The organism is Virgibacillus halotolerans, from assembly GCF_016908515.1.
Taxonomy (GTDB): Bacteria; Bacillota; Bacilli; order Bacillales; family Amphibacillaceae; genus Virgibacillus_M; species Virgibacillus_M halotolerans.
In genome coordinates, this window is record NZ_JAFBEA010000001.1 from 463,240 (window position 1) to 486,719 (window position 23,480).

General features: G+C 33.6%; 56 protein-coding genes. All 56 read left to right on the top strand.

The window, feature by feature from the left end:
* Positions 1–300: 300 nt before the first annotated feature.
* The 56 genes from JOC34_RS02505 to prfA all read left to right on the top strand — a co-directional run bounded on the left by JOC34_RS02505 (position 301) and on the right by prfA (position 23,480).
* Positions 301–585, top strand: a complete 285-nt coding sequence (locus tag JOC34_RS02505) for a hypothetical protein (RefSeq protein WP_205135126.1) — start codon at positions 301–303, stop codon at positions 583–585.
* An 87-nt stretch (positions 586–672) separates the two neighbouring features.
* Positions 673–798 carry a hypothetical protein gene (locus JOC34_RS21935; RefSeq protein WP_275577664.1) on the top strand — a complete coding sequence of 42 codons (126 nt, stop codon included), beginning with the start codon at positions 673–675 and terminating at the stop codon, positions 796–798.
* 32 nt (positions 799–830) lie between these two features.
* Positions 831–1,028 (top strand): hypothetical protein, encoded by a 198-nt coding sequence (locus JOC34_RS02510; RefSeq protein WP_205135127.1) that lies wholly within the window; start codon positions 831–833, stop codon positions 1,026–1,028.
* 8 nt (positions 1,029–1,036) lie between these two features.
* On the top strand, positions 1,037–1,225 hold the full coding sequence (locus JOC34_RS02515; protein ID WP_205135128.1) for a hypothetical protein: 189 nt from the start codon (positions 1,037–1,039) through the stop codon (positions 1,223–1,225).
* A gap of 400 nt (positions 1,226–1,625) precedes the next feature.
* A complete protein-coding gene (locus JOC34_RS02520; protein ID WP_205135129.1) occupies positions 1,626–1,928 on the top strand; it encodes a TM2 domain-containing protein in 303 nt (100 codons plus the stop codon).
* Between the two features lie 69 nt (positions 1,929–1,997).
* Positions 1,998–2,129: a hypothetical protein gene (locus JOC34_RS21940; RefSeq protein WP_275577665.1), complete on the top strand. Its 132-nt coding sequence runs from the start codon at positions 1,998–2,000 to the stop codon at positions 2,127–2,129.
* Positions 2,130–2,207: 78 nt separating this feature from the next.
* Positions 2,208–2,402, top strand: coding sequence for a helix-turn-helix domain-containing protein (locus tag JOC34_RS02525; protein WP_205135130.1), 195 nt, complete (start codon positions 2,208–2,210; stop codon positions 2,400–2,402).
* Between the two features lie 13 nt (positions 2,403–2,415).
* Positions 2,416–4,236 carry a DEAD/DEAH box helicase gene (locus JOC34_RS02530; RefSeq protein WP_205135131.1) on the top strand — a complete coding sequence of 607 codons (1,821 nt, stop codon included), beginning with the start codon at positions 2,416–2,418 and terminating at the stop codon, positions 4,234–4,236.
* Positions 4,237–4,277: 41 nt separating this feature from the next.
* Entirely contained in the window at positions 4,278–5,318 is a 1,041-nt protein-coding gene (locus JOC34_RS02535; protein ID WP_205135132.1) for a hypothetical protein, read from the top strand.
* A 220-nt stretch (positions 5,319–5,538) separates the two neighbouring features.
* The gene (locus JOC34_RS02540; RefSeq protein WP_205135133.1) at positions 5,539–5,979 is read left to right on the top strand and encodes a hypothetical protein; all 441 of its coding nucleotides are present in this window, start codon (positions 5,539–5,541) and stop codon (positions 5,977–5,979) included.
* 165 nt (positions 5,980–6,144) lie between these two features.
* Positions 6,145–7,134, top strand: a complete 990-nt coding sequence (locus JOC34_RS02545; protein WP_205135134.1) for a phage lytic cycle repressor MrpR family protein — start codon at positions 6,145–6,147, stop codon at positions 7,132–7,134.
* 294 nt (positions 7,135–7,428) lie between these two features.
* Positions 7,429–7,632 (top strand): helix-turn-helix domain-containing protein, encoded by a 204-nt coding sequence (locus tag JOC34_RS22165; RefSeq protein ID WP_205135135.1) that lies wholly within the window; start codon positions 7,429–7,431, stop codon positions 7,630–7,632.
* 29 nt (positions 7,633–7,661) lie between these two features.
* A complete protein-coding gene (locus tag JOC34_RS02555; RefSeq protein WP_205135136.1) occupies positions 7,662–7,823 on the top strand; it encodes a hypothetical protein in 162 nt (53 codons plus the stop codon).
* Positions 7,824–7,868: 45 nt separating this feature from the next.
* Positions 7,869–8,546 (top strand): HNH endonuclease signature motif containing protein, encoded by a 678-nt coding sequence (locus JOC34_RS02560; protein WP_205135137.1) that lies wholly within the window; start codon positions 7,869–7,871, stop codon positions 8,544–8,546.
* 27 nt (positions 8,547–8,573) lie between these two features.
* Positions 8,574–8,804, top strand: coding sequence for a hypothetical protein (locus JOC34_RS02565; protein ID WP_205135138.1), 231 nt, complete (start codon positions 8,574–8,576; stop codon positions 8,802–8,804).
* A gap of 60 nt (positions 8,805–8,864) precedes the next feature.
* Complete coding sequence (locus JOC34_RS02570) at positions 8,865–9,068, top strand: hypothetical protein (RefSeq protein WP_205135139.1); 204 nt, start codon at positions 8,865–8,867, stop codon at positions 9,066–9,068.
* A 42-nt stretch (positions 9,069–9,110) separates the two neighbouring features.
* The gene (locus JOC34_RS02575) at positions 9,111–9,386 is read left to right on the top strand and encodes a hypothetical protein (RefSeq protein WP_205135140.1); all 276 of its coding nucleotides are present in this window, start codon (positions 9,111–9,113) and stop codon (positions 9,384–9,386) included.
* 50 nt (positions 9,387–9,436) lie between these two features.
* Positions 9,437–9,577, top strand: coding sequence for a hypothetical protein (locus JOC34_RS02580; RefSeq protein WP_205135141.1), 141 nt, complete (start codon positions 9,437–9,439; stop codon positions 9,575–9,577).
* Positions 9,578–9,621: 44 nt separating this feature from the next.
* A complete protein-coding gene (locus tag JOC34_RS02585) occupies positions 9,622–9,831 on the top strand; it encodes a hypothetical protein (RefSeq protein WP_205135142.1) in 210 nt (69 codons plus the stop codon).
* 28 nt (positions 9,832–9,859) lie between these two features.
* The gene (locus JOC34_RS02590) at positions 9,860–10,018 is read left to right on the top strand and encodes a hypothetical protein (protein ID WP_205135143.1); all 159 of its coding nucleotides are present in this window, start codon (positions 9,860–9,862) and stop codon (positions 10,016–10,018) included.
* A gap of 41 nt (positions 10,019–10,059) precedes the next feature.
* On the top strand, positions 10,060–10,350 hold the full coding sequence (locus JOC34_RS02595; RefSeq protein WP_205135144.1) for a hypothetical protein: 291 nt from the start codon (positions 10,060–10,062) through the stop codon (positions 10,348–10,350).
* A complete protein-coding gene (locus tag JOC34_RS02600; RefSeq protein ID WP_205135145.1) occupies positions 10,347–10,550 on the top strand; it encodes a hypothetical protein in 204 nt (67 codons plus the stop codon). The genes JOC34_RS02595 and JOC34_RS02600 overlap by 4 nt, the downstream gene beginning before the upstream one ends.
* 83 nt (positions 10,551–10,633) lie before the next feature.
* Entirely contained in the window at positions 10,634–10,852 is a 219-nt protein-coding gene (locus tag JOC34_RS02605; protein WP_205135146.1) for a hypothetical protein, read from the top strand.
* A gap of 34 nt (positions 10,853–10,886) precedes the next feature.
* Complete coding sequence (locus JOC34_RS02610) at positions 10,887–11,096, top strand: hypothetical protein (RefSeq protein WP_205135147.1); 210 nt, start codon at positions 10,887–10,889, stop codon at positions 11,094–11,096.
* A gap of 160 nt (positions 11,097–11,256) precedes the next feature.
* On the top strand, positions 11,257–11,736 hold the full coding sequence (locus JOC34_RS02615) for a hypothetical protein (protein WP_205135148.1): 480 nt from the start codon (positions 11,257–11,259) through the stop codon (positions 11,734–11,736).
* A 59-nt stretch (positions 11,737–11,795) separates the two neighbouring features.
* Positions 11,796–12,056 (top strand): hypothetical protein, encoded by a 261-nt coding sequence (locus tag JOC34_RS02620; protein WP_205135149.1) that lies wholly within the window; start codon positions 11,796–11,798, stop codon positions 12,054–12,056.
* Between the two features lie 54 nt (positions 12,057–12,110).
* Positions 12,111–12,524: a hypothetical protein gene (locus JOC34_RS02625; protein ID WP_205135150.1), complete on the top strand. Its 414-nt coding sequence runs from the start codon at positions 12,111–12,113 to the stop codon at positions 12,522–12,524.
* A 17-nt stretch (positions 12,525–12,541) separates the two neighbouring features.
* Positions 12,542–12,832: a hypothetical protein gene (locus JOC34_RS02630; RefSeq protein ID WP_205135151.1), complete on the top strand. Its 291-nt coding sequence runs from the start codon at positions 12,542–12,544 to the stop codon at positions 12,830–12,832.
* A 135-nt stretch (positions 12,833–12,967) separates the two neighbouring features.
* Positions 12,968–14,182, top strand: coding sequence for a Gabija anti-defense Gad2 family protein (locus JOC34_RS02635; RefSeq protein WP_205135152.1), 1,215 nt, complete (start codon positions 12,968–12,970; stop codon positions 14,180–14,182).
* A gap of 71 nt (positions 14,183–14,253) precedes the next feature.
* Entirely contained in the window at positions 14,254–14,832 is a 579-nt protein-coding gene (locus JOC34_RS02640; RefSeq protein WP_205135153.1) for a metallophosphoesterase, read from the top strand.
* A complete protein-coding gene (locus JOC34_RS02645) occupies positions 14,825–15,037 on the top strand; it encodes a hypothetical protein (protein WP_205135154.1) in 213 nt (70 codons plus the stop codon). Before JOC34_RS02640 ends, JOC34_RS02645 begins: the two co-directional genes overlap by 8 nt.
* 33 nt (positions 15,038–15,070) lie before the next feature.
* A complete protein-coding gene (locus JOC34_RS02650) occupies positions 15,071–15,403 on the top strand; it encodes a hypothetical protein (RefSeq protein WP_205135155.1) in 333 nt (110 codons plus the stop codon).
* Positions 15,400–15,588, top strand: coding sequence for a hypothetical protein (locus JOC34_RS02655; RefSeq protein WP_205135156.1), 189 nt, complete (start codon positions 15,400–15,402; stop codon positions 15,586–15,588). The genes JOC34_RS02650 and JOC34_RS02655 overlap by 4 nt, the downstream gene beginning before the upstream one ends.
* The gene (locus JOC34_RS02660; RefSeq protein ID WP_205135157.1) at positions 15,585–15,803 is read left to right on the top strand and encodes a hypothetical protein; all 219 of its coding nucleotides are present in this window, start codon (positions 15,585–15,587) and stop codon (positions 15,801–15,803) included. The genes JOC34_RS02655 and JOC34_RS02660 overlap by 4 nt, the downstream gene beginning before the upstream one ends.
* Before the next feature lie 17 nt (positions 15,804–15,820).
* Positions 15,821–16,249, top strand: coding sequence for a YopX family protein (locus tag JOC34_RS02665; protein ID WP_205135158.1), 429 nt, complete (start codon positions 15,821–15,823; stop codon positions 16,247–16,249).
* Positions 16,250–16,444, top strand: coding sequence for a hypothetical protein (locus JOC34_RS02670; RefSeq protein WP_205135159.1), 195 nt, complete (start codon positions 16,250–16,252; stop codon positions 16,442–16,444).
* A gap of 5 nt (positions 16,445–16,449) precedes the next feature.
* A complete protein-coding gene (locus tag JOC34_RS02675; protein WP_205135160.1) occupies positions 16,450–17,010 on the top strand; it encodes a hypothetical protein in 561 nt (186 codons plus the stop codon).
* A 1-nt stretch (position 17,011) separates the two neighbouring features.
* Positions 17,012–17,161 carry a hypothetical protein gene (locus JOC34_RS02680; protein ID WP_205135161.1) on the top strand — a complete coding sequence of 50 codons (150 nt, stop codon included), beginning with the start codon at positions 17,012–17,014 and terminating at the stop codon, positions 17,159–17,161.
* Position 17,162: 1 nt separating this feature from the next.
* Positions 17,163–17,324 (top strand): hypothetical protein, encoded by a 162-nt coding sequence (locus JOC34_RS02685; protein ID WP_205135162.1) that lies wholly within the window; start codon positions 17,163–17,165, stop codon positions 17,322–17,324.
* A 245-nt stretch (positions 17,325–17,569) separates the two neighbouring features.
* Positions 17,570–17,896 (top strand): WDGH domain-containing protein, encoded by a 327-nt coding sequence (locus JOC34_RS02690; protein WP_205135947.1) that lies wholly within the window; start codon positions 17,570–17,572, stop codon positions 17,894–17,896.
* Between the two features lie 355 nt (positions 17,897–18,251).
* Positions 18,252–18,791, top strand: a complete 540-nt coding sequence (locus JOC34_RS02695) for a hypothetical protein (RefSeq protein ID WP_205135163.1) — start codon at positions 18,252–18,254, stop codon at positions 18,789–18,791.
* A gap of 9 nt (positions 18,792–18,800) precedes the next feature.
* Entirely contained in the window at positions 18,801–18,935 is a 135-nt protein-coding gene (locus tag JOC34_RS21945; RefSeq protein WP_275577666.1) for a hypothetical protein, read from the top strand.
* Positions 18,928–19,095, top strand: a complete 168-nt coding sequence (locus JOC34_RS02700; protein ID WP_205135164.1) for a hypothetical protein — start codon at positions 18,928–18,930, stop codon at positions 19,093–19,095. The genes JOC34_RS21945 and JOC34_RS02700 overlap by 8 nt, the downstream gene beginning before the upstream one ends.
* Before the next feature lie 30 nt (positions 19,096–19,125).
* Positions 19,126–19,284: a hypothetical protein gene (locus tag JOC34_RS02705; protein ID WP_205135165.1), complete on the top strand. Its 159-nt coding sequence runs from the start codon at positions 19,126–19,128 to the stop codon at positions 19,282–19,284.
* Positions 19,285–19,305: 21 nt separating this feature from the next.
* Positions 19,306–19,476 carry a hypothetical protein gene (locus tag JOC34_RS02710; RefSeq protein ID WP_205135166.1) on the top strand — a complete coding sequence of 57 codons (171 nt, stop codon included), beginning with the start codon at positions 19,306–19,308 and terminating at the stop codon, positions 19,474–19,476.
* Positions 19,477–19,517: 41 nt separating this feature from the next.
* Positions 19,518–19,664, top strand: a complete 147-nt coding sequence (locus tag JOC34_RS02715; protein WP_205135167.1) for a hypothetical protein — start codon at positions 19,518–19,520, stop codon at positions 19,662–19,664.
* A 35-nt stretch (positions 19,665–19,699) separates the two neighbouring features.
* Entirely contained in the window at positions 19,700–20,053 is a 354-nt protein-coding gene (locus JOC34_RS02720) for a hypothetical protein (protein ID WP_205135168.1), read from the top strand.
* A gap of 29 nt (positions 20,054–20,082) precedes the next feature.
* Entirely contained in the window at positions 20,083–20,256 is a 174-nt protein-coding gene (locus JOC34_RS02725; protein ID WP_205135169.1) for a hypothetical protein, read from the top strand.
* A gap of 96 nt (positions 20,257–20,352) precedes the next feature.
* Positions 20,353–20,481 carry a hypothetical protein gene (locus JOC34_RS21950; RefSeq protein WP_275577667.1) on the top strand — a complete coding sequence of 43 codons (129 nt, stop codon included), beginning with the start codon at positions 20,353–20,355 and terminating at the stop codon, positions 20,479–20,481.
* Between the two features lie 21 nt (positions 20,482–20,502).
* Complete coding sequence (locus JOC34_RS02730) at positions 20,503–20,658, top strand: hypothetical protein (RefSeq protein WP_205135170.1); 156 nt, start codon at positions 20,503–20,505, stop codon at positions 20,656–20,658.
* A gap of 20 nt (positions 20,659–20,678) precedes the next feature.
* A complete protein-coding gene (locus tag JOC34_RS02735; protein ID WP_205135171.1) occupies positions 20,679–20,900 on the top strand; it encodes a hypothetical protein in 222 nt (73 codons plus the stop codon).
* A gap of 25 nt (positions 20,901–20,925) precedes the next feature.
* Complete coding sequence (locus tag JOC34_RS02740; protein WP_205135172.1) at positions 20,926–21,198, top strand: hypothetical protein; 273 nt, start codon at positions 20,926–20,928, stop codon at positions 21,196–21,198.
* Positions 21,198–21,404 (top strand): hypothetical protein, encoded by a 207-nt coding sequence (locus JOC34_RS02745; RefSeq protein ID WP_205135173.1) that lies wholly within the window; start codon positions 21,198–21,200, stop codon positions 21,402–21,404. The genes JOC34_RS02740 and JOC34_RS02745 overlap by 1 nt, the downstream gene beginning before the upstream one ends.
* Before the next feature lie 4 nt (positions 21,405–21,408).
* Positions 21,409–21,990, top strand: a complete 582-nt coding sequence (locus tag JOC34_RS02750) for a hypothetical protein (protein WP_205135174.1) — start codon at positions 21,409–21,411, stop codon at positions 21,988–21,990.
* Between the two features lie 116 nt (positions 21,991–22,106).
* Positions 22,107–22,346, top strand: coding sequence for a DUF1653 domain-containing protein (locus JOC34_RS02755; protein ID WP_205135175.1), 240 nt, complete (start codon positions 22,107–22,109; stop codon positions 22,344–22,346).
* Positions 22,347–22,409: 63 nt separating this feature from the next.
* Positions 22,410–23,480 carry a peptide chain release factor 1 gene (gene prfA / locus JOC34_RS02760; protein ID WP_205135176.1) on the top strand — a complete coding sequence of 357 codons (1,071 nt, stop codon included), beginning with the start codon at positions 22,410–22,412 and terminating at the stop codon, positions 23,478–23,480.

Below are 23,480 nucleotides of genomic sequence, written 5' to 3' on the forward strand. Positions count from 1 at the left end.
GAAATGGGAAACATCATTCTAGTGCCCATATAAGCAAGGCATGCAGGCTTTAATGTGATATTGATACTAGCATACAATAGTAGTTATAAAACCGTCAAAGTCGCTTATATCAAACAGTACAAATACAGTCTAAAATTAGCAAAAAATAAATTTAAAATAAGCAACTTTGAAATGATTACTATAGAATTGAACAAATTCATATAACAGCACTACTCAAATATCGCTGCCATTTTCAACAAGCGCGGCGGGCGCGGGCGGCGGCAGAAAATAAAAATATAATATAAAAAGGGGAAATTTAAAATGGAAAATGTATATTACTTTTATAACGGAACGGACAAACCTTGCGAGGTAGAATTAGACGAAATAATAATACAGGATAGTCTCATGGGGGATATGTTGGAGAGTTTCTGGGAAGATCACTCAGACTATGAGACAGACAAGGATAGTAGATACAATGACGCTATGGGCATTACTTATGGAGTTTTGAGGAATCCAACGTTACAAGATTTTCAAGACATCAATGGCTATCACGGATTATCTCAAGAGGATTATTTAGAAGACTTTTTAATATATAGTTTTGCATAAATGAAATCCATATAACAGAATCTGTATATTATCGCTGTCATTTTTGTAATAAAAATATTTAATTTAAATTGAATAGAGGTGTTCATTATGAGGAAAAGTCCACCATTAGGAATCAGAAAAAGAGCAGGAGCCAATTATAAACATGGCGGTTGTTTAATGTATGTGGTAGCAGGAATTAGTGTAGTTATTATTGGAATTGCAACTATGATTTAATGGAATAGTTACTTTATAGGAGGGTAAACATTATGGAGGAATATAAATGTGAGTCTTGTGGGGAATTTGTCAGAGAGGATTTTGGAGTTACCGCACTTAACGGTGAGTGGGTTTGCGATAATGATAAATGCAGAACATTAGACAATAATAATGACTCTACGAATAATCTAGAAACAGTGTGGAACCAGTTAGATAATGCCGGAAGAGCACAATGCAGCAACAGACAGTAGGGCAAATCATGAAGGAGATTCGCAACGGTAAAGTATTTAGGAATGGATTAATGAAAATCAAGCTATATGACAAGGATAAAGACACATTCCAAGTAGACAGTTACTTTAATGGTATGGATCTCAGGGAGGTGCTGTCCGTTGTAACAATAAGAAGAATTATAAAGGACAATATTAAACAATATTATATGGAGGGGTGAAAATGAATATAATAATAGATAACACTATATGTACAGTGCAGTATAATAAAGTATATTGTAGCTATTCCGATTATATTAAGGTTCATAACAGATCTAAGGAGTTATTTAAAATGTGGTGTAATAAAAATGGCATTAATCCAATCTGATAAAACAATCCTTTTAATTCATATAACAGCAAGGGTGAAATATCGCTGGAACTTATGCAATATTAAAAATAGGGAGGTAGCATTATGAAGAATGTGAGGAGGTTTTTTAGATCTAAAACATTATGGGTAGCTGTTATTATTTTAATTATAGTAATATTTTCTTATGGTGAGGGTCGGTAATTCGAAGAGTAGATTATTTTTTTGGATATAATTAGGTGACATTATAATAAAAAGAGAAAAAGGGGATATTAAAAATGAATAACTTATTAGCTAAAAAGGAACTAACAGCCGAGCAATTGTCAATGGTGCAATCTGAAGCAGGAAGAAAAGAGAAGTCAAAAGGTGTAGCGTATGCGCTTTGGTTTTTCTTTGGTGGGATTGGCGGTCATAGATATTATGCAGGAAATATCGGCTATGCAATCGGAATGACATTGACAGTCGGTGGTCTGGGTTTATGGACATTAATTGATGTGTTTCTAATCGGCAAAGCTATCGAAAAGAAGAACGAGGAAATCGAATTCGAAGCAATCCAGCAAGTAAAATCATTGGCTAAGTAATATAAGAGTTTAAAGTGGCTGATACGTTGTATCGGTCACTTATACATAAATAAACAAGGAGGTTGTCTAATGCGGTTGGTACACATAATAAACCATTACTTATTTGACACAGACACAATTAAATGGTCAGATGCGTTATTCTATTATGGAATAATAATAATAATGATTATCGTTTTAATTTGTACATTTACAGTTGGATAATTAAATTAAAATTATCCTTGACTAATCACTCAATCGGGTATATACTTAATTGAGTTAATACTAACGAGGATGATCGAAATGTTGAAGTTAAGACTAAAGAGTTATTTAGAAAAAAATGATATTACACCTTACCAATTGGCCAAAATGACAAAAATTAGAATGGCTACAATTTATGGATATGTAACAGAAGAAAGAAGAAGTATCAATTTAGACAATCTGGAAAAAATCATGAAAGCATTAGAGATTGAGGATATTAATATTCTGATTAAATAAAGAGGGTGAAAACATGTTGGTTAAAGATCATGATAAAAGTAAGGCAATAATAGAAACTGATTATAATTACGAATTATATAGAGAGATTAAACAAGTGCCAGAATCAAATTATAATATGGAACTAGATGCATGGGTATTAGATAAGAAGTATATTAATGCATTATTAAACAATCTAAAAAACATGAATTTATCTGTCAAGAATACCGTTGACCACACAAGACAAATCGGCTATTGCAAAGAAGTATTAAGTGAGACAGTAAAAACGATTAAGCTGTCCGTGGTAAAGGAAAATAAAAAGACTATTGTCGTTAATTTTGACTTTGATTATGGGGTGCTTAACACAATTAAAATGATTGAGGGTAGCAACAGACGATTCAATGGCAAGGATAAGTCGTGGGCAATCAGTAAAGACGAATTACAATGGCTGCACACTAAGCTAGATGAATTGAAATACGTTGACACAAGCGACTTAAATCAATTTATTTCATGTAACAGCCAACCCGAAATATCGCTGGGAGATTTCCCAAAAATGGATCGAACACCTTTTGACTTTCAAATTGATGTAGCAAATCAAATGTTGAAGGAGAAGAAAATTATTAATGGACTTGAAGCAGGCTTAGGGAAAACAACAATTACAGTAATGGTTACAGAAAAGATTCAGTCGAAGACGGTAGTCATCTGTCCGGCATCGGTAAAACGTAACTGGGAGAAGGAAATCCGTATTGTTAATCCAGATGCAGATGTGGCTATTTTAAACGGCAAGGATGAATACAAGACAGCTCAATATCTGATTTTGAATTATGATATTTTGGATCGTTTCTATATGGATATTAAGAATGATAATTTTGAGACTCTTATCTTTGATGAAGCACACAAGCTAAGAGGTATTACAGGTAAAGGAACGCCATCATCGAAAAGAGCAAAATTTGGAATGGCATTGACTGAAAATATGGAGTATGTATTTCCGTTAACAGCAACACCATTTATCAATCAGACTAAAGATATTTTTAACCTATTAAGTATTATTGATAACTCTATGGCTAATAATTGGTATGCTTTTGCAAACACTTATTGTGGAGCAGAGAATAACGGCTTTGGAACAAGTTATAACGGGTCTAGTAACCAGTCCAACCTATTTGAAAGGCTTTATCCTCATGGTATGATTAGACTGCGTACAGAGGATCATATCGACTTGCCAGAACGTATCAGAAATTTTATCCCATTAGACATTAACTTAAAGCAGTATGAAGCTAAAATCCAGAAGTATATGGATGAAAGAGATAGTTACGAGGACAATGGACAGCACCTAGTGATGTTCGGAGCAGCGAGAAGACTATTGGCCAAAGAGAAGGCAAAGCACGCTGTGACTATGGTAAAAGACTTGCTAGAGCAGAATAAATCAGTCGTAGTGTTAAGTAACTATACAGATGTGGTAGAAAGTATCGCAAACAAGTTTAAAGAAGACGCTGTTATTATCGATGGTAGCAAAACGGATAAGCAAAGACAGGATTCGGTGGACTTGTTTCAAGATGGAATTAAAAAGGTATTGGTAGGTAATATTGATGCTGCAGGTGAAGGTATTACATTAACCAAGTCGCAACACATGATTGTTGTTGACATGCACTGGAGTCCAGTTTTCATGAAGGAACAAATGGAAAAACGTATTCACAGAATTAGTCAAACCGAACCTGCTAACATTCATTATTTATATGCAGTGGGTGCGAAAATTGACGAAAGAATGGTCGAAATGGCAGAGAAGAAAATGAACGATGCAAGTATGATCCTAGATGGCGCAAAGGAGTCCTTTGTAGACGAATTGATTAAAAGTTTGTAAAATGGTGATAATACGTATAACAGGAAGGTGGAAATATCGCTGTGAATTCTAGGGAAATTGAAAAAATGTTCAATAAGGAGTCTATGGAAAAGAAGAAAATAGGCTCCAATGTTCATAGGATGACTGGTAAGGGCAAACGGGGTGGAATTAAGGGAGGGATAAGGTTTGCCAAAAACAATTTTAAAAGGTATGAAAAGAATTCAAAGGTAACTACTGAAAACATTTTTGATAATGTTATTCCTTTCAAAGAATTTAAGACGTATGAAGAAGATCACCAACAGTTATTCTTATACGAATGGAGAAGAAGATACTCAAACTCATACATACAGAAAGAGATGCAGCTATCTATAAACAAATATAATAAACTAATCGAAGAACTTGATATAGAAGATATAGAAAGGGATGAAATTTATATGTTAAGTAGCGAAGAAATGGATGAGGCTAAACAATACGTCATACCTTACCATGAATTCAAAGAGCTACCGGACTATCAAAAATTTGAGCTGATTGATCATTATATGAAAGAGCTTAAATTAAAAACGAGAGACATTGTAGAAAAATGGAATAATAAGGTATCGCAAGGTACACTTAGTACCCAAAAAAGTAATTGGAAGAAGTCATATGAAGAATGGCTATCTAGAGGAGGTAACAACATGAAAGAGAGTAGATATACCAAAGAGGATGATCAGAATCTTCAGTATTTATTAGGTGGGATTAAGGAAGATCCTACTGTGTCGGATACAACAAGCGCTGACACAGCGGAAGATACAGAAGAAATTAAGCAAGATAGACGTAATGAAAAACATACAATCTCTGAAAGAGCAGAGTCGGAAAGTAGTTCATTCACGGTCAATGATGATTATGACGAGCATGTGACAGAATCATTTAAAGTGGAAATCAATGGAAATTATATTGGAACAAACTTAAAAAACAGAGTAAATAATTTAATGGATTTAATTGGCAATTTAAATAAATACGAAGTTCGTATAAATATAAAAGAAGTGGAAAACAGTGGTAATTCAACAGAAACAGAGATTTTAGAATCAATTGCAAATTTGTTAAAAACATATAATAAGCAATAATACCCACTTATGCCAGAATGTGTCGATTATTGTCTTGACAGTGTTGTTAGGTAGCATTATAATAAAGTTATCTTATCAACTGGTACTTTTATACCATTCTTATGATCGGAAAAGAGTTCGCTTGGCTACAGCAATATTCTTATAACCTTAAAAGGAACACTTGTTCTATTTGTGAGAATGGTGTATAATATTACCAAACATTAGAAGGGGAGAGATCAACATGACAGATTTCAGAAAAGAGAAGGAAACGTTATTTGATTCGATAGGACTGACAAATATGGATCACAGGGTTTTACTAGATTTTTTAATCAAAACATCTGAGGATCTACTAGAGTTTGTTGAGTTTTTTTTGTCGGAAAATTTGGGGATGTGTATAAATAAGTACAGAATTTTTAAAAAGGGAAAGGTTTACATCGAATACATCATGTTTGCAAAGGAGTATGCAGCGAGTAAGAAGATTGCCTTGCAAAACATACTACAAGAACCTATCAGCGCAACAAAGGTGTCGCTTGTGAACGGGATCGACCCAAAAATAATATACAATGAACATAAGCTTAATATCCATCACACCTTCATTAGCCTACACAGGAACATAATCAATGGAACTACTAGTGCTGAGTCAGAACTCTTTGATTGTGATCCTAAATACCTACTAATATGACTTTCTAATAAAGAACTCATAAATAACTTTATAATAAACTTACCTAAAACCGCCCCTTTTCTTTAATTGAGTATCTTTTTATTGAAATTATATTGACTTTAAGGTTATAAAGTAATATAATGTGTATATACTATAATACTAATCAAAGAAAAGAGGGTGGTCATCATGATGAAAATGTACAATGCAAAATATAAAGAAATCTATTTAGAACTCAAAACTTCGGATAATTATAGAATTAACTTTAGGTGGATGTTTTCGAAATCATTTGAGTTTGAACAAAGATTCTCAAGAGATCTATTTGATTTTAGCGCAGATCAACTACGCGAATTCTTTTTGAGTAGAAACTTCAGTAAAAATACAACAGCAATTTTTTTAAGTATGATTGAGGACTACGTTAACTGGGGTATTAGTACAAATAGGACAATTAGTAAGGATAGCCAGTTTGACAAGATTGATAAAGAGTCTTTCATTGAAGATATTTCCAAACATCAAGCTAAATTTCTGAGCAATAAGCAAGTAGAGGAGATCTCTGGAGCTAAGATTTATGGATATAAGTATGCTCCACTAAGAAACAAACAGGATCAGCTAATGGTTTATCTTGCATTTTTAGGTGTTACAGGTAAGGGAAACCATTATTTATTGAATTTAAAGATGTCAGATGTAAATGAAGAAGAGTTATATATTAAAGTAGAAGACGGTAGCAGAAAGATTCATTTAAATCCCTTTGCGATCAACTTAATCAAAGAGGCTCATCAAGAGAGAATTTATTGGAAGTATATGGGAGAGAATTCTAATTTTAGAGGACACGAGTATTCTGAACTAGTCGAGTCAGATTATGTATTCAAGAAAGCCAACTCTGGAGGAAATCCCGAAACCCCAATGGGTAACGGTAGTCTCAGAAAGAGATTAGACGCAATTAGAGATCATATTGGCTTAGAAATGAGTTTTAACTCGCTTGAGAGGTCAGGTATGATTTTTCTGGCCAAAGTAATCTATGATAGAGACGGATATTTGAATGCAAAAAATTTAAAAGATTTGTTTGATAAATATAGAGTAAAAGATGACATGCAATCAAGAAGTAAGCAACTACAATTTGTAAGAAGAGAAATTCCAAAAGTTTATAAAGAATATGAAAATGAAAATCTTGGCAGATAAGAAGATTGTTGACCGCCGACATATATTGGTTGTCAGCGATCTTTTTTAATTATAATTAAGTAACATTATAGTTGACTTTCAATATTAAGTGTTGTATAATAAATTTAAGATAAAAAAAGAAGCCAACTCTAGGAGAGATTGGCTTTAACCAAAACAGTAGAGATGACCTGTTAGGGTTATGTCGATATTATCAGAGATAGAACAAATTATCAAGCATGAATACGGTTCTATGTAACAGCCGACCTAAAATATCGCTGGCGTTTATGGTAAAATACCGGAAGGATGGATTAAAAAATGATTTCATATGAACCACTATTTATAACATTAATAAAAAAGAAAATGAAACTAAATGATCTTAGGGAAAAGGGTATAATCTCATCGGCCACACAATCTAAGTTTCGCAAAGGTGAGAGTGTAACTCTTACAACAGTTCAGAAGGTCTGCATTTTTCTCGATGTCCCAATTCAGGATGTAGTGGAAATAATAAGCGAAGAATAAAATTAAGATACAAGAAGGGTGGGGTGAAGATGAGATTGTTTAAACGGAAGTCTAAAGAAAAGCAATTATCAGAATCAGAACTGTATGCGAAAATGGGGTCGCTAGGAGTATCGCCAAGATACATGGAGCTGTATCTAGAGTCAGCAAATAAAATCAAGGATCAAGAAAATATCTACAATAAATCTAATTAAAACAATTATTTTATAAAAAGGTAGGATCAAGGGAGGAGGAATGAATTGATAACAACGGAAATTAAAATGAGAAGGTGCAGAGGATGTGGTGTTATAAAGCCCTTAGAGTCAAACTACTATGGGCAATGGGTTTATCCTAAGACCAAAAAGAAGTATTTTAATTACCAGGGAAAATGTAAGAAGTGTATTTCAAAACAAAACGTGAAATGGCAAAGAAAAAACATTGAAAAAACAAGAGATTTCAAAAGAGAGTGGGGAAGAAGGAATACCGACATTACTAGATATCACGCTAGAAAACCACAAAGAAAAGAGTATATGAAGGTCTGGAGAAAAGAAAACCCTGATAAAATTAAGCAATATAATTTTTATAGGCAGATGAATAAGCATCATGATATAACAGAGCGGGAGTGGAAAAGTTGCAAAGAACATTTTGATAACTCATGTGCTTATTGCGGTATAAGTGATGGGATGGCAAAAGAAAGATATGGAAACTACTTGCACAAAGATCATGCAGATCACGATGGTTCTAATAACTTAAACAATTGCATTCCAGCTTGTAAATCGTGCAACAGTAGCAAACATAACTTTGTGTTAGAAGACTGGTACTTAGAGAGCGAATCATTTTCTGAAGGAAGGCTAAATAAGATTAACAACTGGCTCAGCAGTGAATATAAAAAGCACATGGAGGGGAAGAGTGTGACAATTAAAGTATCTTTAGATTAAATTGAATCTTTTAAAGGAGAATCTATAATGTATAATATATTAACAGTAAAACAATTGAAAGATATGTTGAGATCTTATCCAGACGATTATAAAATTTTCGTTAATCCAAGAACAGAATTTATTGACGAGGTTTCTCCTAGTGATTTGAAAGTAGAAGATGTAAAACTTTATAAAGATGAAGAGTTTGGAAATGTATATGGAATAGACAATAAAGACGGAGAAGGCAAGCCTTTTAAAGCATTGATTATTGAATTATGAAATAGGCAAATTAAAATGGAACTTTTAATATGAAGCTAACAGGAATGGGAGGTTGTGATTATGCATCAATATCAAGCTAACACAAAGAACAAAAAAATGTTTGAATTGATAGATAAGCTGGATGAACACAAAGAGGAAATGGAATATTATGCAATCGGAAGAAGACCAAGCAACCGATTAGACAAGATTGAATCCAATGCAATAGAAATAGAGAAAATAGCAAGTGAAATCCAAAATCAAGTAAAATCTATGCGTAGAAAGTAAAACGAAATAAATTAGAGATTCTAAGTAAAAGGAGGCAATTGAATGAAGAATAGACTGTTATTTACAACAATATTGATTTTAATATTTTTAATTGGATGTGGTCAAATTGGTAGTACAAAAGTAAGTGCGGGTTTACCCAGTGGATTTGAATTAGTAAGTGAAGATGAAATTAATCAGGGAGATGTGTACAAGGCTCGCGAAACAGCCACGGGATGTTATTACATCTTTGGTACTTCAGGTAGTGATTATCGTACCACTGTTTCAATTGAGCAGATGACCATCGAAAAAGACGGGGCTAGAATACCTTATTGTGAATAGAGTTCCGACATAATAAAACATGCATTTCAAAGGAAGGGGAGAATATTAAAATGAGCAGAAGTAAAGAGACCATACTCGCTGAAATCGAGTATTTGCAAGGGGATGTTGATGAAAAAGAATTGGAGATTAAGTATTTAAAAGATAAAATAGATAAATTGGTGAATAAGTTGTCTTTAGGCTTGCATAATTAGTGAGTTAAAATAATCAATTTATAAGAATTGAGAGGGGAATTGCAATGGATCAAGATAGAGCTAATCAAATTAACGATTGTTTCGTAGATATTGTTGGAAGAAGACCAAGAATGGATGAGAGAGACTTTATCAATGAGCATCTACCAAGAGAAACTAAATTAGAAGCTGAGGAATGGGGATGGAGTGACACTGAAGTAGGGATCAAGGTTTTCAAATGGATCAAAGATAACAAGGAATTGGTTTTATCTAAATAAAAGAATCGTTTGATCGGAGGAGATTATTATGGAAAATAAAAATGACAAGCAGAGAAGCGAATATTTTATCAAGTATATTATCAATGGTGAGAAATTTGATTTCAATGATTTTAAAACACAAGAAGATTTTGATAATTATAAGAAGGAGATAGAGGAGTTCAATAAAGAATCGGATACAGACAAATAAAAGAGCGATTTGATTATAAAAAAAGGGGTGGTTATGTGATTATGGGAGGAAGTAGAAACTGCGGGAAAACAACTGAACTAATAAAGATTTCCCACGAAGACCAAAAGTATATTGTATGTTCTGACAGAAGAAGAGTCGAACATGTCTCTCGTTTGGCTCGGCAGATGAATCTGGATATACCTTTCCCAATTGCTGTTGATGAACTACCATTAAAAGGTGAATATATTAAAGACGTGTTAGTTGATGATATTGAAGATGTGTTTCTGTCTTTAGTTGGTGTACCGATCTATCAAGCAACTTCAAGTATGGGATTGTGGAGGTTGGACAATTGAGAGTAAAAATAGGTGGCATCTATACAGTTAGCACAGACAAGACAAAGTTTCATCCAATGTTTTATGACATTCTAGGAGAAAAAGTTGTTGTTACGGGTGAGTGGTACTTAGGAAAATATCCGGTTGAATTTATAGATAATCCTAATTTGAATACAGTTGCACAAAGAGTACGTGGAGATTTATTAATGGAGGTAAAATAGAATAGTAGATGAATTAGTCAAATAAGTATAATATTAGATGAATCAATCGAATAAAATTCTTGTTTTATACAGGAGGTGATAATATGATTTATCTAATTGTTGATAAGAGAGACGAGCAAATTATTAAAATTAGTGATTATGAAAAATATAATAACAAACTCGAATCTCTAGGGTCGTATCCAGACTGCAACTATTTTCATATGATGGGCTTGAATGAAGCCGATTGTTCCGAAATGAGATATTTATTGATGGACAGTGGAGAAGCAACGTATAAAGATTTTAAGTTTGTTGAAATTAATTAAATACTGGCAACGACCAATATAGGAGATGATTGATATGATTTTAAATGAGTCAGAAAAAGAATTACTAAGAAAATTAATTGAAGACGAGAAACACAAATTAAGTAAAAGAGTGGATGCTTTTTGGCAAATGTCTCAAAGAGATGGCGATGACTCAATTTCTGAGCACTCCTACGAAAAGAAAAAGAGGGAATCAAATAATACAATCAGTACTTGTAACGATATTTTATCTAAATTGGACTTATAATACTATTCAATAGAAGAGAGGTGATAGAATTAATCAATTTCATATAACAGAAACGTCAAAATATCGCTGGAGATTTAAAAATAAATTAAAGCATATTTTTTATTGACAATTAAGTGACTTTATAGTATAGTAATAAATAATAACAAAAGGGGATGGTTAAATGCTGATAGAAGGACAGCAAGTACTGGTAAAATTATTTGGAACAAATAAAGAAAAGTATAAGAGTTTAGGATATAGTTTCAATGATGAGGATGATAATTTACTTATAGCAGCTGAACATTTACCAATATCGAGTCAACAAGTATTAAATTTTAAATGTGATGAATGCAATGAAATACATACTAAACAGTATCTTGCACATTTTGTTAATGGGTCTGGTGGAAGGCCAAAAAAGGATATATGCGGCAAGTGTAGGGCAACAGCAGCAAAACACAGATATCAGAAAATAGAAAGAAAGATTAAAGTGTATGGGTTCACGTTAAAGGAGTGTTATCAAAAGATGGTTATTAGAGAGAAACAGGGATATGAAGTACTCCACCCAATTCAAAAATCACAAGGGATTATAGATAAGTATGAAGGGTTAGAAAGAACATATTACTTTGTCAATATGGAGTTGACAAATTTTTTTAAAGCTAATTAGGTAACAATATAGTATGTACAATAAGTTAAAATACGGATTTTAATGAAAGGGAGATAAGAATGAGCAATAAAGAGGAAATGGTATCAGGAGGCAAAATAGAGCTACTCACAGACGTTTGCAGTCTTTTGAATGGTAAGCTTCAAATTATTAATAAAGTCATGCATGACGTAGTCGAAAATGAGTCAAATTTAAAAAGTGGTCAGAAAAATACAGATTTAATCGATTTGGCAAATGGAACTAACATTATTATCGAAAGTAGAAATGAAATTGACAAAAAGCTGAATGAATTAAAAGTTAATCATGGAATTAAATTGAGTTAATTGATATAACAGTCGGCTTTAAATATCGCTGACACATATAAGGAGGGAATTTTGATGGAAGATATATTTGATGATATTGAAAAGAGCTTTACATTATTTAGAGATGTAATCAAGCAGTTTCCAGACAGGCATGGACATAACATTCAAGAAGTCAGCAGACTTGACCGTGAGCAGCAAGACTTGCTTCATTTGATAGAGTTTATTCCCATGAATGCTTATCAGGGCTGGAATACAACTCAAAGAATCAAGCACGTCAGACGGGACAGAAGAAAAGTAAAGGAAGAAACTGAATTACTGGAGCCAATTATTCCATTGCTAAAGAAGTATCGGCAACAATTAACTGAGATGGATAAAGTTATTGGCGAGATTAGAAAAGTAAAGAAACGCCAAGAGAATAGGCAGTATACATGTAAGGGCGATAAGTCACTACAAGAAAACTTCGACAAGGGTAAATTAGTCACAATCTAAGATAAGGGGAGATCATCATGAACAAATATAAAGAAATAGAATCTAAGTTGGTATTTACACATCATGGAGATGAAAGAAAGTTACATCCAAAAAGGAAAGATATAACTAAGAATCAAATAATAAATACAATCATGAAGGGCACTCTTGGATTTGCCGGATCGAAACGATTTAAGAAGAATTATAAAGGAATAGAAGTAATTTACAAGAAGGATGGCCAAGGAAATATAATAGTTATAACGTTCTACAAGGTGAAAGCATCGTATTTAGATAATTTATATAGTTTAATGGATAATAGCTTGACAATTTAATTGGGTAACATTATAATACATATAGGATGAAGATAATAAAAAGGATGGGGTTAAAAAATGGATGTTAATCAAATGGTAGACAATTTACAGAGTCAGGTTAATGCTCTTAACGAAAGTTTGGCTAAGGAGAAGAAGGTGTCTACAGAGTTCGAAAAGAAGTTGCTTTATAAATACTTAGGAAAAGATATGGTTAATTATTTCAAGAAATATAAAGCTATCGTTGCAGGCGGGGCAGTAACAAGTATCTTCACTAACAGTGAGATCAATGACATTGACGTATACTTAAGATCTAAAGAGGATGTAGCAGCATTAATGGAAATCATGTATGACGACTTCTATATTGCAAGTCATACAAAGAAGGCAACTACATTCATTAAGACGGTGGATGAGCAAGAATTAAAGATTCAATTGATTCATTATAATGTATTTGGTAGTGTGGATGATGTATTTGAAGCATTTGACTTCACAATCTGTATGGGAGCATTTGATTTTAAAAATGAACAATTTAGTTTCCATCATAATTTCTTTAAACATAATTCGCAACGAGCATTAAGATTTAATAAAAATACTCATTTTCCTCTTATATCGGTTATTAGAACGAAAAAGTACGAGGAGAGAAATTATACAATCTCAAAGCCAGAGTTATTTAGAGTCATTATGAAATGTATGGATTTAGAGATTAATTCATATGAAGAGCTAAAAGATCAGTTGGGAGGTATGTACGGAATTTCTTATGATCTACTATTTCAGGATATTGAGGATAAAGAGTTTAGTTTAGACAAAGCAATTGATCATATCGAAAATTTACATATGAGTGATGAGTACTTTGAAGCGAATGATCCAGTTGTATTCAATAATGTAGATGAGTTGATTTCAAGTGCAACTGGGTTGCCAATTAAATATTTTAAGCAAAATGACAATAAATATGTATTAAGATTCAATGGGAATATCGAGACATTAAGTACGATTAAGGATAATATGATCGAGGTTGATATTAGTGAAGTATTTCCAGCTGGAACAAAACTTTATAAATATGTCAAAGAAACAGAAGTTGGATTGATCAGCTTTTATGATAAAGACTTCAAGTACGAATTAGATAGTGATATAGTAGCCAAAGAAAAAGTTGGACTGTTTTTTAACACATATGATAATCGCACAGACTCTACCTATGCTGATGACGGTGGTGTGCTAATTGAAGTAAGCGTTAATGCTGAAGACTTTGCTGGTGTTACTTCAAACCACTTGAGATTTAAAAAATGCAAAGACGTTAAAGTTATTGAGAGACCGAGCAATAATGATAAAAAGGATGAGGGAAAACTAATTAAATCCCTAGGAAACTTAGGAGATTGACTTTTTTTAAGTAAAATTAAGTAGTTTTATAGTATAAATTCACCATTTTAAAGAAAGGGAGGATATAGATTATGGCCACATATTTCACATCGGATCAGCATTTTTACCACAGGAACGTTTTAAAGTTTGAGGATCGGCCATTCGACTCTGTAGACGAAATGAATCAAGGAATGATTGACGCATGGAATGATACTGTAAGACCAAGCGATACAATTCACCATCTAGGAGACTTCTGCTTCGGAGGATATGATAAATGGGTATCGATTTTAGATCAGCTTGACGGAAAGATAATATTATATAAAGGTAATCACGATGACTCTAAGACATTGAAAAAACTAGTTCAGAATGGGTACTTTGAATATATCCATCATGTGGGCGATTATTTTAAGATTAATGGTTATCAGCTTTGGTTGACCCATTACCCTATGGAGATTGGAATGAGACCAAGAAAGTTTAGTCTGCACGGACATATCCACAGCACACCAAGCAACATGTTGAATCAAGTAAATCTAGGAGTGGATAGTCCATTGAATTTTAACAGAAGGTTTGGCCAGCCAATTTCTGAGCATGAACTAGTAGAGTACCTGGATTACATCAACCCACTAGTAGAAAGCGAATTTCAAAAAGAAAGAAGTGAATGGAATGTTTAATGAAGAACAGTTACATGACGTAATTGCAGGGTTCATAATAAAAGATTTCAGAGAGCAAGGAATTGCATTCGGAATTGATGATGAAGGATTTAATTTTGAGACCAGAGAAGATGCAGAGAAGTCTATTAAAAGAGCACAGGAAATGGGATATAATAAATGGTTGTTTAACGGAGAAGAGACTATAGATATTGTTGATAATAATTAAATTAAAATTTGTCTTTTAATGGAGGGAAGAGAAATGGATAAACGATTTGAAGATGGATGGAACGAAGGATTTAATGAAGGATTTTTTGAAGCAAGGCAGTTTTATAATAGTGATGAGCAAGTAAAAGAAAGTGATGGAAAACTGGAAGAGAAAGCAGCGAAAGCAGAATATCTTGCTAAGTTAGAACAAAAAAGAGCTAGTAACATATCTAAAAAGACTCAGCAATATAAGCAGACTTTAGAAGAGATAAAAACCTATATGGAAACCGATGCTGAAATGTTCTTGACGGATGAAGATAGATTTAAAGGTATACATAATGCATTGACAAAATACTATGAATTACTCAAGGAGGGTGACGCTGAATGATACGAACAAAGAAGCAAGATCAAGATGTGTCGATGATCAATCAAATTATTAAATTGGAAAAACAAAACCAACGCTACAAACAGGCTTTGGAGGAATTGGAAAAAATAAGATACAGCGTAACGTGTACCCCAGAAGAGATTGGTCGAATTGTTGATAAAGCACTCAAGGAAGGTGAAGCTGAATGACTGATGAAAAACAATTTATAGACGATACGGGATCTAAATTTAAATACGCATTAGCTTATTTATACTACGGATGGGACGAGGCTGAATATAGCAATGATCTAGATGAATTAGATGAAATTGCCAAGGAAATGATTGCAGACAATAGTGGAAAGCCTCTAATAATCGTAAATGCAAATGATGAAATTGTAAGAGAATATACAGAAAGAAAAAGATAGTTGAAGGAGGAATAGGGATGAGGGAAATTAGTTTTAGAGCGTGGGATAACGAAAACAACCACATGATTGATATAGCTAGATTCGATTTTGCAGATTATACGGTCTACTCTCACCTATTTGCTTGCGAAGGTTATCTGGGCGAGAATTTAAAAATCATGCAATACACAGGTTTAAAAGACAAGCATGGAAAAGAAATTTATGAGGGTGACATTATAGAATTTTCCCGTGGTGACGATTGGAGAGAAAACGAACAAAAACAAGGGATTTCTGAAGTGGTTTATTCAGAACAGATAACGGCTTTTGCTTACCATTATAAGGCGAAATCTTCATGGGGCACTGCTTATGATGATGTTGTCTGCGCTATAGGAAATATAACTGACCAATGCGGTGATTTAGAAATCATCGGAAACACATACGAAAATCCGGAGCTATTGGAGGAATTATAAATGAGTGAACAGATAGATTTAACTGGTGCTTCGGTAAATATTTTCCTAGAAATAGACGGAAAGATATATGCAGTCGCTTATGAAAAGGACAAATACGATGCCATATGCCACATTATTAAAAATGGTGCTGAACACATTATAAAAACTGATAAAACACAATTAGAATTGGTTGATTTTATAGGAATTGGAGGGTGATAGTAATGACTGAAAAAGTAAAAGTTACACAGAAACAATCCGATTGGTTAGACAAATATAAAAGCGACAAGGAAATAGATTATGCGATAGATATTCAACCACACAAAAAACGACCAGACAGTCCTATTATTGATTGGTCAGCATCAAAGGTAGCGAGAGCATTGTATGATGGTTATAAAGTAGAACCGAGGTTTGAAGTTGGGGATTGGGTTGTGCACGACTCATATAGCAAACCTGAGAAAGTAGTTAGGGTTTACCCTGATGTAGTAGAAACAGAAACATTAAATGATAGACAAAAACGTTTTCGCCATGCCACTGAATCAGAAATCACAGAAGAAAAAGAGCGTAGATTCTTCGCTGAACATGGGAGAAGACCGTGGGAACTGAAGGAATTTGACGAATTGAGAAATAAAACGAATGACCATAGATACACGGTTACAGAAGAATTTGATCAATTAGAAGTTACTTTGGAAGACACTTATTTAGACAGAACGACTTTATTTAAAAGTAAAATTAAAAGTGACTTTTACGTTGTATGCTTCGTGGAATCAAGGTTGGACGTATAGCATGAATAAATCGGAGATTGAACGAATTCATCTAATTAAAGAATTAGCCAAGCACGGACTAAAGGCAGAGACATGGGAGTTAAATTATGAGTTGAAAAGAAAGCTGTCTGCAGCCAGAACAATGGATTTAAAACCAATGGGAGGCAATTAGAATGAGTGAAATTGTAGAATCAAAAACGTATGAAATTGACGAGTTGGAAAAAGTGGAAGTTGAAACGCGTATTGACAACCCTAATGGCATTGAAACAACGACGATTATTATCTATTTAGAAGATGGATCATTCAGATGTTTCTCACACGAAAGAGAAATGTAATTCGCAGTGTGATTATTAAAACTTAAGCCAATGGGGTGGTAATCGGATACTGGCATGGCACAATGACCAATGGTATCAAATAATCGATGTCAATATGGTTTCAAAATCATTTCTGTTATGCAACTATGATTGGTGGGCTTCTGATATATGGGTGAGATGGGATGATATTGAGGATTTTAAGAAGAATGATATAGATTAAAACATGGAATTTATTGCATCGAACAAGATTACAGGAGGTAGTATAAATGTCAAAACTAACAGTTGAAGTAAAAGATATCGGAGAGGTAAGTGACGGAAGTCATACATTTAATGAGCTTTACGATCATCGGATGGTTTTGTTTTCTATTATTTGTAACCAAAATAAAGATAAAGCTTGGAAATCTAGATTGCACGATGATGGAACAATGTTTGACGATTACTTCATTGTAGGAATCACTACCGACGAGGGGGACTATACATATCATTATCATGTGACATATTGGATGAATTTTGATGTTAAAGAATTGAAATGCGCACCAAAATTGGATGGTCATAAACCAGAGGATATATTAAGGCTGTACAGCTTACTTTAGTATGAATAGATTGTGTTAAAACACAACTTTTATTGGAGGTGAATTCTATTCAGGAATATTGGAGTAACTGTTTAATAGAGGCGATGAGAAGATTTGTTTTAAGTCCTGTAAATATTAGAGTGCATATCACATGTAGGGTAAGAGATGCTCCCAAATATTTATTTAAAAACAAATCCTTTCCTCATATCTACTGGAGAGACAAAAGAGATGGCACTTGTTGGCATTTTACATATAAGCGAGGACAATCACTTCTAGGTCAGCTTATTCACAAAGGCAGGGTTGAAGAGTTTAGCTTACGTCGGAGAATTGGGTAGTCAATTAAAAATTAAACTTTAAAGTAAAAAGGAGAATGGAAATGGAAGCTTTGAGTGAACCGTTATTCGAGATCAATCAAGAAAGTAAATATTACAAAACAAAAAAAGAAATAAAAGACAGCCGACCGAAGATGCATAAAATATTAAAGGAAATAGCAAATGAATTTGAATTTAAGTTAGACGACTTTGCTCGTTATGGAGCAAGAGGCTTTGGATTTTATCAATATACAGATTCATACGAAAAGTATGAAGACAAATTAACCAAGAATGCTGACAGAAATGGAGTACATACGTTTAAGAAAGCTACACAGGAGTATAAGGCTATTAGTCCGAGATTAGTAGAAATTGAGAGGATTGAAAACAAGGTAAACCCTTTTACTCTCCATGATATTTTTGGATTGAACAATTTAAAAGCTTCTCAGTGGCTAGGTGATAGATTCTTTGTTGAAGTTAAGTCAGCGGAAGAAACAAAGAAGAAAGTAAGTGATCCTAAAAGGAGCATAGAATTTGAGATTGAGCCTGTGAAAGAAATATCTTATAAAGAGTACTTACAGTTACTCATGGACAGAATTGATGATTGAAGAAGGAGGATGAGAGTGGACATTTTTACAAAGATTGTAAACGAATATTTACTTAAAGATGAAGAAAACAAAGAAGAATTGCTAGAATTCGCAAATGCTGTATCGGGTCAAATTATGAGTTCAGAAGGTGAAGATAATGAATAACGAACTGAAGCTAAAGCATATCAAAGAAGATGGTTCATTACGCACACCTTATGTAGTGTATCAAGGAGATAAGAAATTAGGAAGCTTCACAAATCGCATAGCAGCTAATAAGTTTATGAAAATGGTTGATGAGTTACGTAGATATGATGCGTTAGATTAAAAGTGAGCTTTTAACTGGGGAGGAATAAAAATGAAAGGTTGCATTTATGCAGTATATAACGAGAAGAATAGAGTAATTGGTTTATATGCCAATGAAACATGGGCGAAACGTAAGGCAGATCGATCAGATAGTTATCGAGTTGAAACATATGTTCATACGGAAAATAGAAAGATGATAGAAATGGCATAATTTATGACGAGAGATGATTAAATGAAGGCTATATTGCTTGAAGATTATAATTCAGGGATAAACGATTACTTCTACAAAAGAGGTCAGGATGTTGATATTACCGAATTAAAGAGCTTTGAAGATAGCTATGCTGTTTATCGCTATGGTGGATTGGACTGGATACCTAAAAGTATAGTAAAAATTATCGATTAGAGATATGCAGTAAGACGACAGAAACTAGAGGGGAAAGTTAAATGAAGGTAAAGATAAGATTTTTAATGGAGTTCCCGTATGACAATCAATTTTTTAAACCGCTTGATGAATTCGTATTAACAGTTGAAGATGCTACTGAGTTGGTAAATGCAGGTATTGCAGTTATAGATTATATATATACTGATTAAGAGGATAAATTTATCAAAAATGATGAGGTGATAACATGAGGTATGCATTTTATGGCAGGGTGGAAGAAACACAGTACAATCCACATATGGCAGACTGCTTTGGCACTAAAATCCCCACATTGGGAAAGTGGAATAAACTAATGAAGTGGCAAGTTTTTTACAGTAAGGATAACGTACATATCGAAATCAATAGTGGAGCTAAGATTGATATAAGCGGTGAGAGTGTTTGCATTGAAAATGTGCAATATGATATCGAAGATGATTCTTATAAGTGTTACACAGATAAGATTATATCAAGAAAAGATGGCAATATGACAAGACAACAAGCAGAGCAAAAAGCTGAAGAACTAAGAAATAGAGGTTTTTTCAAAAAGTTATTTGGCAGATAAAAGGATAGATTTATTAGGGAGTGATAGCTTTGAGTAGTAATATAGAACAGCAACTTCAAGATATTGGTTACAAATTAGCTGAAGCTTGGAATTGTGGAGAGATTGAGAGACATGCTCAATTGATGCAAAGAGTTCGCAAATCAGGATTAAACGCAAAGGGCTTTGATTATGTATTGGATGTATATCAGAAAGCATTAAAATGAATATTTTATATAATTGCAAAGTGTTATTTAGACCAGAATTGATTATTCCAGACAGAGATATTATTAAGAACATAAAGTTTAAGGAGGGTTTTAATAATGATGGTGAGTATATTAGGCGGAATAATCCTTATGTGTGCAATCATGACTGTAGGTATGTGGGTAGCTTATTTGCTGGCGCAACTACCAGATAATTTTGTTGATCATGAAGATTATGATAGAGATTAAACATGAACATGAGGTGATGAAATGGATATTAAAGAAATAATGGAAATGCAATTTAAAGTATTAGCTGTGACTGATAGCAAGCTTGAAGAAAATAATATGTCTGCAGACAAAGAATTTAAAGAAAGGGTATTTGATAATATTCAATATCTTAGACGTATGGAGAAGTGGATAAAATAATTCATTTATGGGGTGAAAACATGCCAAAAATACACAAGGTCACACTTTATCTTACTGACTTTGAAGAAATGGATAAAAGAAATATCGAGGTCGTCTTAGAACGTATGGCAGACAGGGAGGATATGAGTTTGCATATCGCAAAGCAAAATGAATCAGAAGTATTTGAATGGGACGATAATTTATTCATTAATAAGCGAGACGCAAATGCAGATGATTTTGAAGCGTATATGAAGAAGGGTTAGAGTAATTAACTTATGAGGAGGAACTATGCTAAAAATTAGACAGTCCTATCATGGCACAGGTGGCAGAGAAGGATACAAATATAAAGTTTACAATGACAAGGGCAAAAAGATTGGAGAAATTAAAGACTTTCCAATTGATTGTCGGTATGGAGATATAATCAAAATTGGCGATGGTCTATATACTTTGACATCATCTTATGACTCTGATAACCCTAGACACGAGAAGTCAGAAGTAATGTTTCATGAATTACAACCATACGATCCTAAACCTAATTTCGACTTAGGTGAGGTGATTTAATGTCATTAAAGATTGGAAATAAGGTGCGAAATATACATGATAATACAGAGGGCAAGCTAGTATATTCCACATTCGGTGCAAGTATTACAGGAGCAAAAGTAGATGAGGATGGTAATAGGATGCGTTTTCAAACTATAGGGCAGCCAATACAAGAATACGAGAAAGATTGGAAAAGAGTATATAAGTTTAAATATAACATGAGGTGAAAACATGAAGAAATTAAATGAAAAGAATAAAGATGAACTTCTTAACAATTTGATAAGTAATATTGATCGGTTAATACCTATGGCAAAAAACAATGATGAATATGTTAAATTCTCAAGAATGCGCTTAGATGTATTAGATGTTTGGCGTGAATCTATAGATAATAAGGTTAGTCAAAAACAGGAGGAAGAACAAATAGATGAACAAGTATTAACAACCGGGCAGATGATCGATCAACTTAAAGTTGGAGAAGAGGCAGAGTCACATAGTCACGGATATATCCGAGTAAGAAAAAATCCAGATGGATCAATAACACAAGCGGGCGCTGGGAGAAAGGTGGTATTAGGATCTGGTGTAACAGATTGGGAATGGTCGGTAGTTCCAAACTATGTAACATTTGGTGAAGCAATGATTGTTTTATCAAGAAAAGGAAGGGTTCGTTTCCATTATAGGGATGAAAATGGTGTTGAAAGAGAAGTACCGATAAAGAACTCGTTTAATGTCAGACATAGTTTCAGAGAAGATATAAGATGGTTTGATCTTATAAACGGCAAATGGACAATCGAAGAAAATCATCAGAATAAATAATGCACCGTAAAAGTTTGTGAAAAGCAACATACATAAATCGTTGATTTAATCGTCTTTTAATTTTCAATTCACAATCTTTTTCGAGATAAAATACTGGTTTTAAATAGGAGGATCAAATGATAAGAGAAGTTCAGAGGAATTCAGTCTATCGTCATTATAAGGGTAAGTTTTATTACATATTAGAGATATGCTATCATACCGAAACATACGAAACATTAGTTGTATACCATGCACTAAATAGTGAAGGTGATACATATGCAAGACCATTAGAGATATTTATATCAGTGGTAGAAGAAGGAGTTAATAATCCAACAGGACAACAATATAAATTTGAACTGTTTGAGGATGAAGAATAGACTTTGACCTCAGCTATAGATGTATACTATAATTATACTGCTATAAAGGAAGAGGTGGAGACAATGATAGATCGATTACAATCATTGGAAGATCGTTATAACAGATTAAATGAAATGCTTAGTGACCCTGAAATTATTGGCGATACAAAGAAGTTACGTGAATACTCCAAAGAACAATCTGACCTAGAAGATGTCGTAATGACATATCGTGAGTATACAGATGTTTCATCCCAGTTGAAAGATGCAAAAGAAATGCTGGAAGATAGCTTGGACGATGAAATGTATTCGATGGTAAAGGTTGAAATCGATGAGCTTACAAAGAGTCGGGAAGATTTAGAAGAAAAGATGAGAATTCTTCTACTGCCGAAAGATCCAAATGATGATAAGAACGTAATTATGGAGATTCGTGGTGCAGCAGGTGGAGATGAGGCGGCTTTATTTGCTGGTGACTTGTATCGAATGTATTCTAAGTACGCTGAGAATCAAGGATGGAAGACTGAAATAATGGAAGCTAATAGTACAGGTGTTGGCGGATATAAGGAAATCACTTTTATGATTAGTGGTAAAGGGGCATATTCAAAATTGAAGTATGAGAATGGCGCACATCGTGTTCAGCGTGTTCCTGAAACAGAGTCCGGGGGAAGAATTCATACATCTACTGCAACGGTAGCAGTGTTACCGGAAGCAGAAGACATAGAGGTGGACGTTCATGATAAGGATATTCAAGTAGATACGTACCGTGCAAGTGGAGCTGGAGGACAGCATGTAAACACAACAGACTCTGCAGTTAGATTGACTCATAAGCCAACAGGTGTAGTTGTTTCTATACAGGATGAAAAGTCTCAGATTAAGAATAAAGAAAAGGCTATGAAGGTGTTACGTGCTCGGATTTATGACAAGTATCAGCAAGAAGCTCAATCTGAAATTGATCAAAATAGGAAGTCTGCAGTTGGCACTGGAGATCGTTCAGAGAGAATCAGAACATATAATTTCCCTCAAAGCAGAGTAACTGATCATCGAATTGGTTTGACGTTGCAAAAATTAGATCAGGTATTAGAGGGTAAGCTAGATGAATTCATTGACGCATTAATAATTGAAGAACAGGCAGAAAAAATGGAGCAAATAGGTGAATAA